This window comes from Bacillus sp. D386 (assembly GCF_006346415.1).
The window spans coordinates 823,306-837,175 of the sequence record NZ_VEMV01000001.1 but is presented as its reverse complement, the minus strand read 5'-3'; the positions used below and the strand labels follow the sequence as shown (position 1 = coordinate 837,175).

General features: G+C 36.1%; 14 protein-coding genes. 10 read left to right on the top strand and 4 right to left on the bottom strand.

Features of this window, described 5'->3' with window-relative positions:
* The first annotated feature begins 55 nt into the window (after window positions 1–55).
* The 3 genes from FHY45_RS04040 to FHY45_RS04030 all read left to right on the top strand — a co-directional run bounded on the left by FHY45_RS04040 (window position 56) and on the right by FHY45_RS04030 (window position 1,828).
* A complete protein-coding gene (locus FHY45_RS04040; RefSeq protein ID WP_139891455.1) occupies window positions 56–562 on the top strand; it encodes a DNA topology modulation protein in 507 nt (168 codons plus the stop codon).
* A gap of 31 nt (window positions 563–593) precedes the next feature.
* On the top strand, window positions 594–1,064 hold the full coding sequence (locus FHY45_RS04035; protein WP_139891454.1) for a DinB family protein: 471 nt from the start codon (window positions 594–596) through the stop codon (window positions 1,062–1,064).
* Between the two features lie 227 nt (window positions 1,065–1,291).
* Complete coding sequence (locus FHY45_RS04030; RefSeq protein WP_066101614.1) at window positions 1,292–1,828, top strand: DUF1572 family protein; 537 nt, start codon at window positions 1,292–1,294, stop codon at window positions 1,826–1,828.
* A 176-nt stretch (window positions 1,829–2,004) separates the two neighbouring features.
* On the opposite strand, the gene FHY45_RS04025 is transcribed toward FHY45_RS04030, so the two are convergent.
* Window positions 2,005–2,574, bottom strand: coding sequence for a DUF2777 family protein (locus tag FHY45_RS04025; protein WP_066101611.1), 570 nt, complete (start codon window positions 2,572–2,574; stop codon window positions 2,005–2,007).
* Window positions 2,575–2,795: 221 nt separating this feature from the next.
* On the opposite strand from FHY45_RS04025, the gene asnB reads away from it, so the two are divergent.
* From asnB to FHY45_RS04005, 4 genes are all read left to right on the top strand, one after another.
* Complete coding sequence (gene asnB / locus FHY45_RS04020; protein ID WP_139891453.1) at window positions 2,796–4,646, top strand: asparagine synthase (glutamine-hydrolyzing); 1,851 nt, start codon at window positions 2,796–2,798, stop codon at window positions 4,644–4,646.
* Between the two features lie 130 nt (window positions 4,647–4,776).
* Window positions 4,777–4,983 carry a helix-turn-helix transcriptional regulator gene (locus tag FHY45_RS04015; RefSeq protein ID WP_066101605.1) on the top strand — a complete coding sequence of 69 codons (207 nt, stop codon included), beginning with the start codon at window positions 4,777–4,779 and terminating at the stop codon, window positions 4,981–4,983.
* A complete protein-coding gene (locus tag FHY45_RS04010; RefSeq protein WP_066101603.1) occupies window positions 4,980–5,387 on the top strand; it encodes a hypothetical protein in 408 nt (135 codons plus the stop codon). The genes FHY45_RS04015 and FHY45_RS04010 overlap by 4 nt, the downstream gene beginning before the upstream one ends.
* Before the next feature lie 109 nt (window positions 5,388–5,496).
* On the top strand, window positions 5,497–6,423 hold the full coding sequence (locus tag FHY45_RS04005) for an aminoglycoside phosphotransferase family protein (protein ID WP_254654684.1): 927 nt from the start codon (window positions 5,497–5,499) through the stop codon (window positions 6,421–6,423).
* A gap of 122 nt (window positions 6,424–6,545) precedes the next feature.
* Here FHY45_RS04005 and FHY45_RS04000 read toward each other — a convergent pair whose 3' ends face one another.
* From FHY45_RS04000 to FHY45_RS03985, 3 genes are all read right to left on the bottom strand, one after another.
* Window positions 6,546–7,028: an endolytic transglycosylase MltG gene (locus FHY45_RS04000; protein WP_139891452.1), complete on the bottom strand. Its 483-nt coding sequence runs from the start codon at window positions 7,026–7,028 to the stop codon at window positions 6,546–6,548.
* On the bottom strand, window positions 7,018–7,401 hold the full coding sequence (locus FHY45_RS03995) for a hypothetical protein (protein WP_139891451.1): 384 nt from the start codon (window positions 7,399–7,401) through the stop codon (window positions 7,018–7,020). Before FHY45_RS03995 ends, FHY45_RS04000 begins: the two co-directional genes overlap by 11 nt.
* Before the next feature lie 795 nt (window positions 7,402–8,196).
* Window positions 8,197–9,939 (bottom strand): glycoside hydrolase family 13 protein, encoded by a 1,743-nt coding sequence (locus tag FHY45_RS03985; RefSeq protein ID WP_066101596.1) that lies wholly within the window; start codon window positions 9,937–9,939, stop codon window positions 8,197–8,199.
* A gap of 334 nt (window positions 9,940–10,273) precedes the next feature.
* Between FHY45_RS03985 and FHY45_RS03980 the strand changes: the two genes are divergently transcribed.
* From FHY45_RS03980 to FHY45_RS03970, 3 genes are all read left to right on the top strand, one after another.
* On the top strand, window positions 10,274–11,539 hold the full coding sequence (locus FHY45_RS03980; RefSeq protein ID WP_139891450.1) for an extracellular solute-binding protein: 1,266 nt from the start codon (window positions 10,274–10,276) through the stop codon (window positions 11,537–11,539).
* A gap of 196 nt (window positions 11,540–11,735) precedes the next feature.
* Window positions 11,736–13,025 carry a carbohydrate ABC transporter permease gene (locus tag FHY45_RS03975; RefSeq protein ID WP_066101593.1) on the top strand — a complete coding sequence of 430 codons (1,290 nt, stop codon included), beginning with the start codon at window positions 11,736–11,738 and terminating at the stop codon, window positions 13,023–13,025.
* The gene (locus FHY45_RS03970) at window positions 13,025–13,870 is read left to right on the top strand and encodes a sugar ABC transporter permease (RefSeq protein WP_066101590.1); all 846 of its coding nucleotides are present in this window, start codon (window positions 13,025–13,027) and stop codon (window positions 13,868–13,870) included. Before FHY45_RS03975 ends, FHY45_RS03970 begins: the two co-directional genes overlap by 1 nt.

The following is a 13,870-nucleotide window of genomic DNA, read 5'->3' as shown; positions in this document are numbered from 1 at the left end:
TCGGTAATAGAAGAAGGATATAGTCTAAAACTTTTTATTTTGACAGGGGATTCATATGAAAAAAATCATGCTTATTGGTTCTGGAGGTTCAGGGAAATCAACTTTAGCAAGACAACTAGGTGGAAAGTTGAATATAAATGTCTATCATCTCGATTCATTATTTTGGAAACCTAAATGGGTAGGCATTCCTAAAGAGGAACAAATACAGGTTCAAAATGAGCTAGTAACAAAAGAATATTTGATTATTGATGGTAATTACAGTAGCACGATGGATATAAGGTTAAATGTAGCCGATACGATAATCTTTCTTGATATACCGAGAACAATCTGCATTTACAGAGCATTTAAAAGAATGCTCCAATATCGAAATAAAACAAGACCAGATATGGGAGAAGGCTGTGAGGAGAGATTTTCTTTCGAGTTTTTAAAATGGATCTGGGAATATCCAAAAAAGCAAAAACCAAAAATTTTAAACAGACTCAAACAGCTAGCGGAAGACAAAGAGATTATCATTTTGAAATCAAAAGGAGAAGTTGAAAGGTTCTATGAAAAGATTAAATGATTATATTTACTGAAAAAGGGGGAGGATTTTTTTGCAAATCTTTTTTAAATATAACTGGATGGTAAGAGAAGAATGGTATCGTTGGTGCGAAGGGGTAAGTGAACAGGAACTTCTGCAAAAAAGAACGGGTGGAATGGGAAGTATATTACATACACTTTTCCATATAGTTGATGTTGAATGGAGCTGGATACGTTTATTGGAAGGTAAAATAGAATTTCAGGAGAGTTTTGAGGGTTATAGAAGTTTGGATAAGGTCCGGAAATTGGACGCAGAATTTCATCTGGAAGTGGCAAGCTTTGTGAATAACTGGAATGCTACAATGGAAAATCGGTTATTGTATGGTACCTCATATGATGGAAAAGTTGTAACAGATACTTGGGGAGAAATCATGAGACATACCATTGCCCATGAAATTCACCATATGGGACAATTATCAATTAGGGCAAGAGGAATCGGAAAAACGCCGGTTTCTGCAAACCTTATTGGACGGGGTCTTTCTTGAATTCAAATTGAATTTACTTTAGTCGGTATCTGTAAGTGCAGTAATTAAAATGATACTGAATAGCTTATATGTAAAAGTTGGATGGATAGGAGGGTGTCTATTTTCTTCCGCAGCATAGAAAACTTTTTTTATTGATATTGGTTAAATTGTTCAAAGTAGATTTTAAACAAGAAATGTTTACGGTTAATGATATAAAATTTCCTGACTTATGATGTGGGAGGATACTGATGAGTATGGAGAATGAGTATTTAAGGATTATTAAGGAACGATTTAAAAGTGTTAAAAGTCTTGGAGATAAAGCAATTTCACAATTATCAGAAGAAGATATACATTGGGCTTTAAATGAGGAATCCAATAGTGTAGCTGTTATCGTACAGCATTTAAGCGGCAATATGGTATCTAGATGGACCGATTTCTTGAATTCGGATGGAGAGAAGCCTAATCGGAATCGGGAACAGGAATTTATAACTCATCTTTTAACAAAGGATGAAATGATCGGTATTTTAGAAGACGGATGGAATACTCTCTTTAAAGCATTACATAATTTAGGCGGTGAAGATTTATTAAAGAAAGTATATATACGTGCGGAAAGCCATTTGGTAATAGACGCTATTGAGAGACAATTAGCTCATTATGCGTATCACATTGGACAAATCGTCTATATAGGTAAACAAATAAAGAGTAAAGAGTGGGAAAGTCTTAGTATACCAAAAGGCCAATCAGAAGCTTATTTGCAGCAAATGCTGAAAAAACATCAATCCTGAAATAGGGTATCCTCCTAATAAAACCCCTCTAAAAAGTAATTTGCCTATAGCAGACAGCCTTTCACTTGAAGTAAACAGTATATAACCTAAAGTGCTCACGAGCTGAAAGTACTTTAGGTTATCACGATTTAAAATGGATTGGAGATGTGTGAAAATGAAATGAGCTGCCAGTGTCCTTAATCCTTGTTCTTTACTAATTTTTCAATGATCATTCGTTTTCCAGTATTCAGGGTAAATTCAAAGCGGTTTTGTTCTTTGTTGTGCTCGTTAAAATGGTGGTGGACAGAGCAGATATAATCACCATTATCAAAAATGAAAAAGTTCGTGCCTGATGACTGGGCTGTAGATGAAAAGGATAATTGGTTATAGCCATAGATACAGTCATAAGCAGAGAAATCCATGCTGTTTAACGTCGTGATGAATTGAAAGAAAGCATCATCCCTTAATTCCTCCAGTAATCGTTCCAAAGAGTATTGTAAATTTTTTTTAATACGAACCTGGTCTTCATCTTTTATAAAAATAAGCTCTTTGCCCGATAAAAGCTTCCCGTCTTCTACTAATGTCCCTTTTCTCCAACGATTATTACGATAAATGGATATCTCATTATTCATATATTCCTCAAGTGGGTATGCCTCATCTGTTTCTTCATCGAAGAAGACCCATTGATCATTGATGTTTTCAAAGATTCCTTCTGTATATGCTCGCAGCTGTTTACTTAATAGTTGATTTCTAAGTTGATTTTTCATTTGTGCGCCTCCAAGTGCAGATAAAAGAGTCTATGTAGAACTCAAATTACTGCATATCCGTTTTGTAATGATAAAATTTATGGCACTGTTTTCTATTTCTTAACATAAGCATCTTCTTTTATAACCCCACCCCTTAAAGTTGGACAATTAACAACTTTGTGTAAGATGCATATCATGTTAGCAGGAATGGGCCATTTGCTTGTTTGAAAGGATGATGCATTTTGTGCGGTATTACTGGCTGGGTTGAATTTAATCGATCTATTGATCAAGAGAAAGAGATTCTCATTAAAATGACAAATACACTCTCAAAACGTGGACCGGATGACACGAATATTTGGGATAGCCAACATGTCGGTTTGGGACATAAAAGGCTCATTGTGGTGGATCCGCTCTGTGGAAAACAACCTATGATCCGTGAAAAAAATGGGAATCAATTTGTACTATGCTATAATGGTGAACTTTACAATACAGAAGATATACGAAAAGAACTATTATTAAAAGGATATTCATTCACTGGCCATTCGGACACTGAAGTTCTGTTAACTGCCTATATGGAATGGCAAGAAAAATGCGTGGATTTTTTTAATGGGATATTCGCCTTTGCGATTTGGGATGAAGCCAAACAACAATTATTTGTGGCAAGAGATCGATTAGGGGTAAAACCTTTTTTTTATTCCCTACAAAATGGCCAATTTTTATTTGGTTCTGAAATAAAAGCTATTATGGCTCACCCGGGAGTCAAGCCGGTTCTGACAAGAGAAGGACTTGCAGAAATATTCGGACTTGGTCCTTCACGATCACCTGGTTCAGGGGTTTTTAAAAATATTCATGAACTCCGCCCAGGACATACCTTAACCTTTAATAGAGATGGACTTAAAATTAACCGATATTGGAATGTGAAGAGTGAAACACATCAGGAGAGTCTAGATGAAACCGTGGAAAAGGTCCGTTTTCTAGTGACGGATGCTGTAAAAAGACAATTGGTTTCAGATGTTCCATTATGTACATTCCTATCAGGCGGACTTGATTCAAGTGCCATTACAGCAATTGCTGCCAAGCAATATCAGATGGACGGGAAACCTGCTCTTAATACGTATTCGATTGATTATGAGGATAATGCTGCTCATTTTCAAGCGAATGAATTCCAGCCCAATGCGGATGGTCATTGGATTGAACTAATGAATCAGGAATTTGGCACGAAACATCACTATTGTGTCATCAGTCAGGAAGAACTGATTAATAATTTGGGAGAGGCCGTAATCGTAAAAGATTTACCGGGTATGGCAGATATCGATTCTTCTTTGCTTTGGTTTTGCAGAAAAATCAAAGAGGACTATGTCGTCGGTCTTTCTGGAGAATGTGCGGATGAGATTTTTGGAGGCTATCCATGGTTTCATAATCCTGAACAATTATCAAACGATACTTTTCCATGGATGCGCTCTATCCATGAACGAAATCAATTACTTAGACAAGACTGGAGAAAAAAGCTATCTCTTGAAGAGTATGTAAAGCATAAATATCAAGAAAGTCTACAGGAGACGCCTTTGCTTTCGGGAGAATCTGACTTAGAAACAAAAAGAAGGCAGTTATTTTATTTAAATATGACCTGGTTTATGACCAATCTGTTGGATCGTAAAGACCGAATGAGTATGGGAGCAAGTTTAGAAGTACGTGTTCCATTTGCAGATCATCGTCTAGTGGAATATGCCTGGAATATACCGTGGGATATGAAAATGGCAGGTAACCGGGAAAAGGGAATTCTAAGGAAAGCCTTGAAGGGAATCCTACCGGAAGATGTTTTATACAGAAAGAAAAGCCCATATCCGAAAACGCATAATCCTCTTTATACAAAGCTTGTGAAGGATTGGCTTGAGGAATTATTAGAGGATGGGGATTCCCCCCTATTCGAATTCTTCGATAAAGATCAGCTGAAAGCCCTTGTTGATACTGGAGGATCTTCATTTAAAAAGCCATGGTTTGGGCAATTGATGTCCGGTCCGCAATTACTTGCTTATTTGATTCAAGTACATTTATGGTTTAAGCATTACAATATTACTTTGGAGGATTCATAAGTAAAACTAAGGCTGCCTATATCATGGCAGCCTTTTCTCGTGCAAAATACGGTATAACTGAAGAATCTCGTTATGTAATTTATATTTTACATTATGGAATATATATGTTACTTTAACATCGAGGTGTATTATGGAAAATTTAGTAAAAGTTGCTCGTGTAAGAGTAGGTTTGACGCAACAGCAATTGGCTGAAGCTGTTGGTATTACAAGGCAAACGGTTAGTCTTATTGAGAAAGGGAAATACAACCCATCATTAAAGCTATGCTTGCAAATTTGCTATACAGTAAATACAAAATTAGATGAAATCTTTTGGATTGAAAAGGAGGATATTGAATGAAAAAGATTACAGATGAGAGGCTTATCTTCAAAAATTTACAAAATATTAAAATAGCTTATACCATACAAACACTTGGTATTCTATGTATACTTGGATACGATTTTTTTCAGGGCGGCCTTGAACAAATGCGTTCAAATCCTTTTTGGTTTTTATTTATATTAACCTCTGTTGTGTCTGCTTATTTATCAATGAGTGTAAGTATCGAACATGAGAAAGAAAACATTAATCCTAAAAAATCATTTATGATAAGTTTAACAGTATTGACAGCTATTGTAGTCATTTCTGCCTCTCTCATTTCAATTACACCTGGCTATGGATGGGGGGAAGGTCTGCTTGTAGGAGGTGTTATTTTTATCTGTGGTCTTACACCTTTGTATTATGTTTACCGGTTAAGAATGAAATAAGGAAATAATTTTGTAGATGAATAAGTATATAGAGATATGGTTTAGCAGCTTTATAAGGTCTAAGAAAAAAGTGATTCTACATAAAAAAACATGAGACGGAGGTAGTATATTGATCGATTTCTCTTTTTGCTTCAGTCAAACCGAAAGTGAAAAAATAATTAATCGCTTTGGGTTGGATTTTTATAAGAAGGTCTTGTTAGATCTTGTATATTATGCTGACAAGTGGAGTTTAACAGCTATTCAATTCATTCCGTCTTATTCCGCAAAGGTAGTGTTTAAGTGTCAATCTAAAAAATATGGTGATGTGGTCCTGAAACTAGGTGATCCTTCTTTAGGAGAGATTATTTCAGAATATCATACATTATGTCAATATCATGCGCGGGGATTTTGTAGAGTGATTGAAGCGGACATTGAAAATGGTGTCATTCTTGAAGCCCGTATACAGCCTGGTACATCTTTGAGAGAAGAGAATTCACTTGAAAAAAGATTATCTGTTTTTTGTCACTTTTACAAAGGACTTCATATCTCCCCATCTAAATCTGTGGTTTATCCTAGTTATATGCAATGGGTCGATCGAATAACAGAATACATGAGCAAACAAAAAGATTGTAGAGAGCTATATTTATATATGAAAAAAGCGAGGAATATTTATTTATCGATTTCAGCTATGTATTCTGAAAAGGCGTTGCTTCATGGTGATTTACATCATGATAATATCCTTCTTGGTATGGATGGAGAATATATAATTATTGATCCTAAGGGTGTCATCGGTGACCCAGTGTTTGATGTTCCGCGTTTTATATTAAATGAATTTGATAATAAAAAAGATAGGGAAACGTATAAGAAAATAAACAATATCATTGAAGTTTTAGAAAAAGAGCTTACTATCCCAGATTCTATTATAAGGCAATGCCTATATGTCGAAACTCTTATGAGCGTGTGTTGGTGTATAGAGGATGGTGGAGAATATTCAAGTGTTAAGAAAGATATTATATTAGCAGAAGCTTTGTTGAATAGCTGCTCTTTAAATCTCTGAACTAAATAGAAAGTTATTGGAGGATTAATCCATTATACTAGAAGAAAAACAGAATGAAACAATATATATAAAGCCGGAAACCTTCAGAGTAAATTTAGTCTCCAAGGCTCCCGGCCATTATATTACTTGAATATATGGTTAATGACTTCATCCATAGACATTGTACTATCCACTTCAAATACGCCAGGTTTCAGTTTGTTTTCCAACTTCCTGCTTTCGATCGTTTTCGTAAAGCTAGAAGCGTCTTTAATGATTTTTCCTTTAACCAACGCTTGAGCAACATCAATACTAGTCATTCCGCTAGCTACATTGATTACTGTTTTGTAGACAACTTGTTGATCCTGCTGATTAGAGTTTTCTTTTGCAGTTTGCTCTGCTTTTTGCAGTTCAGCGGAGTATTCGTCCTCTGTTTTTATAACATATCCCAAAGAAGATAGCTCATTTTTCATTTCATCTTCTGTCATTTCTTTAGTAACGGTATTTTTTGGAGATTCTGCAGCTTGAGTAACCGTTTCTTCCTCAGAGGAGGAAAAATATACGGCGCCGCATACACCTGCTGCCACAATAATCCCTGCAGCAAAGCTACTCAGAACTTTAGGCGTCATTGGCTATTTTCCTCCTTCTTTGGCTAGGACCTTCGTATGGAGCAAGCAGTTCTACTACTTCGTTCTCCGTAAGTTTGTGCATAGAGGCAATACTTTTAGTGGAATAGCCGCGCTTATATAAGTCCAGCATTTTCACCATAACTTGGCGTTCTTCAGAGTGATGACCCATGATGCCAGCTTCCTGAGCAGTAACCTCTGCATTTAATTCTAATTTATTGATTTGCTCCTGCAGTTTGTTCGTTTCATCGAGCATGACTGCATAATAACTGTCTAACTGTTTTTTTTCCTCTTTCGTTTGCTTTTTCATTTTCATAAATGAAATAAGAAGTAAAACGACAGCTGTACTAAATAAGATAACTAAAGCTAGATTCATTTGTCTTAAATCCTCCTATAAAAATACTCTACTTATTATACATGTAAAAATAGCATTTACGACAGAAATTGCCCAAAAGAAAAAAAAATGTAATCTTCTTTTCAAAAAAAGTGCTCTTTAACAAGCGATATGGATGACTGTTATACATAACTTGTTATTTTATTGGTAATATAGTGAATATTTAGGTGTGAGTTAAAGCAGGTAAGTTATAGATAAGTTTCATTTAATAGGAGGAAGGCAATGGTTAGATTGGAAGAAATGAAATCAGATGAGTTTCAAAATTATCAAGTTATGCAATTAAAAACTATGCAAATGAACACGTAAAGGCTGGTAATTGGAAGGAGGCAGAAGCAATTGATCAGGCTGCTGCAGAATTTAAAAGGTTATTACCTGATGGAAAAGATACCGCTAATCATCACCTATTCTCTATTCGTGAGGAAGAGAGAGAAGTAGGTATGATTTGGCTTGCTCAGCTTTCAACGATTAATATTTGGAAGGATAATCAAGGACTTGGTTATGGAAAAGAGGCAATGTAAGAAATTAAAATCTTCGCCCAAAATCAGGGTCTTAACTATATAGGGCTTCACGTCTTTGGTCACAATAAGTGGGCACGAGATTTATATGAGAAATTAGGATATATAGAAACGGATATTATCATGAGGAAAAAATTAAGATAAAAACAGTCCTTAAGTGGATTATTTGTATCTATGGTAAGTTTTATGGAGATAATTGCTGAAGAATGGAAAGCATTTTGTTGAAAAAAGCCGCCCAAAAACAGGCGGCTTTATAGATACTTTATTTAGAAACAGAAAGAATCGTATATCCGTCTTCAGAAAGTGTAAGCTGACCTTTATCATTCCATTGACTTTTAGAATCCATGTAAAGTGGCTTAGCACTCTTCCATTCTTTCAAAGAAATAGACTTTGATTGTTTGCCAAGATTAATGCACACATAGGCAAGAGATTCAGAGCTTTCTCTTTTATACATAACTACATCAGGATCATGAGCTACAAAGAGAAGATCACCTTCATTGGCGAGGACCTTATGATCTTTACGTAAGTTAATTAAGGATTGCACATGCTTACGAAGCTCGAGGTCTTGATTTTTGTCCTCCCAAGGCATACATTTACGGCAGCCCGGATCATCTTCACCATCTAGTCCAATTTCATCGCCATAATAAATGCATGGCGTTCCCGTAAAGGTAAGTAATATCGTGAAAATTTGTTTGATTTTATCAAGATTACCTTCACATTCTGTTAAAATCCTAGGTGTGTCATGGCTTCCGATTAAATTGAAGGCCGCCATATTCACAATATGTGGATACATATGATAAACCTTCGTCATTTTTTCAGCAAACTGTGTAGGTGTGATGGTGTTTTTGGCGAAAATTTCCAAGATTGCAGTTAAGAATGGATAGTTCATTACAGCATCAAATTGGTCTCCACGCAGCCACGGCATGGAATCATGCCAAATTTCGCCGAGTATGTATGCATCCTCTTTTTCAGATCTGACTGCTTTACGGAAATCACGCCAGAAATCAAAATCTACTTCATTGGCTACATCTAGTCTCCAGCCATCAATATTGCATTCACGGATCCAATACTTAGCCACATTTAGCAAGTATTCTTTTACTTCTGGATTCTTTGTATTTAATTTTGGCATTGTTTCTACAAAACCAAAGGCATCATAGTTGAGATTTTCTTCAACCATTGGAAGGCTGCGCGTATGGAACCAATCCTTATACTTGGAATCTTCTCCTTTTTCTAATACATCCTGGAATGGCTTGAAATGATAGCCGCTATGATTAAATACCGCATCAAGCATGACCCTTATACCGCGCTTGTGGCTTTCTTCAACGAGTCGTTTTAATGTTTCCTTCGTTCCAAATTGTGGGTCAAGCTCCATATAATCAATGGTGTCATATTTATGGTTGGAATAAGCATGAAATACAGGGGTGAAATAAATTCCAGTAATGCCTAAATCCTTGAGATAATCTAAATGATCGATGACCCCTGCCAAGTCACCGCCAAAGAAATTGGTTGGTGTCGGTGCGGCACTTCCCCATGGCAAAGTACCTTTAGGATTTAATTTTGCATCCCCGTTTGCAAACCGTTCGGGGAAGATTTGGTACCAAACAGTATCTTTAACCCACTCTGGTGCGCTGAATACTTCTGTATGATGAAGATATGGTAAAGCAAAGAGAAGGCCGACTTTAGGAAGTTCCTCGTAAAAACCTTTTTCAGAATAATAGGCTGTTTTAGCATTCTTATCTGTTAAACGGAAAGTATAGCGAGCTCGGCGGTGGGGAAGATCAATGGTAGAACGCCAATAATCATACAGTTCATCACTGCCGGTATAGTCCATATTTTTTGCTTTGTAAATCCATTCACTGCCCTGAAAATCATAGGGATCACCATATAGTAACTCCATCTTTTCAATATCATCTTTTTTACTCATGATCATAATCGTAATGGAGTTTAATGATGAACTATACATAAATTGATCTCTTGCAAAGTGAATAACAGATGCTTTTTCCATGTAACCTTTCTCCTCTCAATATACAAGTGAATATTAATGCAAACGCTTGCGCCTTCTATTCATTAACTATATCAGTTAATGATAAATTTTCAATATCGAAAATTTCAGATAATAACAATGTGTTTTTACCCATAAAACGATGTAAAATAACTTAATAAATAATTCACAATTTTATTATTGTTAAATTTTGATAAATAAGTATAATAAAGGTGTTGAGTCTGCAATCGTTTTCATTAGAAAATTAATACAAAAATTATTATATTTGAACATCAAGTGCATTCTTATGTGCAAACGTTTGTTTACTTAGCGATATTATAAGAGGAGGGGTTGACCCATGAAAAAAGCATACTCCATGTTAATGGTGCTCATGCTCGTAATTGGCGTACTGGCTGCTTGTGGACCAGACAGAGAGAAAGAAACAGGCAGTAAGGAAGATACGAATACGGATAAACCTGAAAAACTAGTCATTTGGGAAGATACAGATAAAGGACCTGGCTTAGAGCCGGCTATAAAAGCATTTGAAAAAGAGCATGGAATTAAAGTTGAATATAAAGAAATGGGTATGGCAGATAAGATTCGTGAACAAATCAGATTGGATGGACCAGCTGGAAAAGGTCCGGATGTTATCACATTGCCGCATGATCAAATTGGTCAATTAGCTATTGAAGGTGTATTAGCTGAACTAAAAGTAGACCAAAGTGTAATCGATACTTTTACAGAATCTTCTGTTCAGGCACAAACCTATGATGGTAAATTATATGGCTTGCCAAAAGCTACTGAAACACCAGTCTTTATTTATAACAAGAAACTTATGGAAAAACCGCCTGCAACAATGGATGAATTATATACATTTGCAAAAGAGAACACAAAAGGCAAAACATATGGATTTACAGCTAAATGGGATGATTTTTATCATGCATATGGTGTAATTGGCGGTATGGGTGGTTATGTGTTTGGAAAAAAAGATGGATCTCTAAACCGTGATGATTTAGGACTAAATAATGAAGGTGCAATTGAAGGCGCTGAATTTATTGCTAAATGGTATAAAGAAGGCCTGTTCCCTAAAGGGATTATTGGAGAAAGCGGCGGTTCAGCACAGGATGGTTTATTTAATGAAGGAAAACTGGCTTCCGTACAAAATGGACCTTGGGCTTTCCAAGGATATAAAGATGCAGGTATAGATATTGGAGCAACTGCATTGCCGACACTTCCAAATGGAGAACACATGAAAACCTTCATGGGTGTTAAAGGATGGCACGTGTCAGCTTACTCTAAAAATACAGATTGGGCTACTAAATTGGTTGAACACTTAACTAATTATGATAGCGCGAAAGTTCGTTATGAAAAAACACAGGAGATTCCTCCGGTTAAAAAATTGATTGAAGATCCAATTATTGCTGACAATGAATTTTCTAAAGCAGTAGCAGAGCAATCCCAATATGCGATTCCAATGCCTAATATACCAGAAATGGGAGAAGTTTGGTCCCCGATGGCAGCGGCTTTAGAGACAATCGCAACTGGTAAAGCAGATGCTAAATCTGCAATGGATGAGGCAGCGAAGACAATCAAAACAAATATTGATACCAACCATAAAAAATAATGCTAGGTAAGGGTTAGGCGGTATCCAATTATTCTGGATATGGCCTATCCTTTTATAACAAGGTATTGGTTATATTGCATTTTAGTGAAAACTCGGGAAGAGACTTTCTCTTTGTTCATCTTCCCTTTAGAAAGTTTGTTTCTGGGCTTTCACAGAATATAGCCAATTCTTTTCGTAGAAAGGGGAAAAACCCACGATGGATATAATTCCTGCTCAAACAAAAACCAACTATGCTAAAAAGGCTGCTTTATTTTCGATTATTCCAGGGTTTGGACAGTTTTTTAATAAACAATACATAAAAGGAATTATCTTTCTTATTTTGACAGCCTCTTTTTTTATTGCTTTTGCAGATATGTTAAATATTGGATTTTGGGGATTGGTCACTTTAGGTGAAATTCCGAAGCTTGATCATTCTGTTATTTTATTGATAGACGGCATTCTAACGTTAATTGTAACGATTATTGGTTTAGGTATTTACGCTTTTAATATTTACGATGCTTATAACAATGGTAAAAAGAGAGACCAAGAGATTGCATTAAATTCTATACGCGAGCAATATCAAAATTTAATTGATAATGGATTCCCCTATCTAATTGTTTCTCCGGGATTTTTGTTATTAATTTTCGTTGTTATATTTCCGATTATCTTCTCTTTCCTTTTGGCATTCACAAACTATGATTTGTATCATTCCCCGCCTGCAAATCTGGTCGATTGGATTGGATTTCAGAACTTTATTGATATTTTTAAAATAGAAATATGGAGAACCACATTCTTTAAAGTGTTTGGCTGGACTATTGTATGGACATTTACAGCAACGACTTTACAAATTGCACTCGGAGTCTTTCTGGCAGTATTGGTTAATCAGAAAGATTTAAAGGGCAAGGCTATCATTAGAACCGTCCTGATTTTGCCTTGGGCCGTTCCTGCCTTTGTATCCATCCTTGTATTTTCAGGTATGTTTAATGAATCATTTGGTATTATCAATACGACGATTCTTCCGGCTCTTGGATTACCTCCAGTGGATTGGATGACGGAAGCAAACTGGACAAGACTTGCTTTAATTCTCATACAGGGCTGGTTAGGATTTCCGTTTATTTTTGCCATGACAACAGGAGTCCTTCAATCTATACCGGAGGATTTATATGAAGCGGCCACGATAGATGGGGCTAGCTTGATGCAGAAATTCAGAAAAATTACTTTACCGCTCGTTTTGTTTGCCACTGCGCCTATACTAATCACACAGTATACGTTTAATTTTAATAACTTTAATTTAATCTTTTTATTTAATAACGGAGGCCCTGCCATACCGGGTCAAAATGCGTGGGGTACGGATATATTAATTTCGTGGATTTATAGATTGACAATGACATCGGCTCAATATGGAAAAGCTGCCGCAGTTACGATGATTCTTTCACTAATTGTCATGTCTGTAGCATTATGGCAATTCAAACGGACTAAGTCTTTCCAAGAGGAGGATATGATGTAATGAAGAGTTCAAAAAAGAATAAAATGATCCGCTTAACCTTATCTTATATAGTCATAGCCATCATGTTTGCCATTGTCATCTATCCAATTCTTTGGATTATAGGCTCATCCTTTAATCCGGGGAACAGTTTGTCCGGTTCAACGATGTTTCCCAAAAATCCAACGCTCGACCATTATAAAGAGCTATTTGATATGAAAAACAGTGATTATCTGATTTGGTACTTTAACTCTCTTAAAATTAGTATTATGACAATGATTTTAACGGTTATTACGGTTTCTTTTACAGCCTATGCGTTTTCACGATATCGGTTTGTTGGGAGAAAAAATGGATTAATGACCTTTTTGATTTTACAAATGATCCCGAACTTTGCAGCCTTGATTGCCATTTATGTATTGGCCGTTCGGACAGGATTGCTGGATACACATATCGGCTTAATTTTACTGTATGTGGGTGGACAAATTCCGATGAATACGTGGTTGATGAAGGGGTATCTTGATACCATTCCACGTGAACTCGATGAAAGTGCGAAGATGGATGGAGCTGGTCATTTACGTATCTTCTTCCAAATCGTCCTGCCTTTGGCAAAACCAATCATAGCGGTTGTAGCGTTATTCGCTTTTGTTGCTCCTTTCGGAGATTTTATTTTAGCGAAAATATTAATTAGCTCAAGTGATCAGTATACGATTGCAGTTGGTTTATATGAACTGGTTGGTAAGAAATTTGGAGCAGAATTCACCAAGTTTGCAGCAGGTTCGGTTTTAATTGCTATTCCAATTGCTACCCTTTTCCTATTCTTCCAAAAATACTTTGTTTCCGGATTGACGGCTGGCGGTACAAAGGGATAA

Excerpts from the sequence above, each read along its gene's own strand:
- FHY45_RS04000 (WP_139891452.1), bottom strand. The coding sequence starts at position 7,028 with ATGACGCCTAAAGTTCTGAGTAGCTTTGCTGCAGGGATTATTGTGGCA.
- FHY45_RS03995 (WP_139891451.1), bottom strand. The coding sequence starts at position 7,401 with ATGAATCTAGCTTTAGTTATCTTATTTAGTACAGCTGTCGTTTTACTT.
- FHY45_RS04010 (WP_066101603.1), top strand. The coding sequence starts at position 4,980 with ATGAAAAAGATTACAGATGAGAGGCTTATCTTCAAAAATTTACAAAAT.
- FHY45_RS04030 (WP_066101614.1), top strand. The coding sequence starts at position 1,292 with ATGAGTATGGAGAATGAGTATTTAAGGATTATTAAGGAACGATTTAAA.
- FHY45_RS03985 (WP_066101596.1), bottom strand. The coding sequence starts at position 9,939 with ATGGAAAAAGCATCTGTTATTCACTTTGCAAGAGATCAATTTATGTAT.
- FHY45_RS04040 (WP_139891455.1), top strand. The coding sequence starts at position 56 with ATGAAAAAAATCATGCTTATTGGTTCTGGAGGTTCAGGGAAATCAACT.
- FHY45_RS03970 (WP_066101590.1), top strand. The coding sequence starts at position 13,025 with ATGAAGAGTTCAAAAAAGAATAAAATGATCCGCTTAACCTTATCTTAT.
- FHY45_RS03980 (WP_139891450.1), top strand. The coding sequence starts at position 10,274 with ATGAAAAAAGCATACTCCATGTTAATGGTGCTCATGCTCGTAATTGGC.
- FHY45_RS03975 (WP_066101593.1), top strand. The coding sequence starts at position 11,736 with ATGGATATAATTCCTGCTCAAACAAAAACCAACTATGCTAAAAAGGCT.
- FHY45_RS04025 (WP_066101611.1), bottom strand. The coding sequence starts at position 2,574 with ATGAAAAATCAACTTAGAAATCAACTATTAAGTAAACAGCTGCGAGCA.
- FHY45_RS04015 (WP_066101605.1), top strand. The coding sequence starts at position 4,777 with ATGGAAAATTTAGTAAAAGTTGCTCGTGTAAGAGTAGGTTTGACGCAA.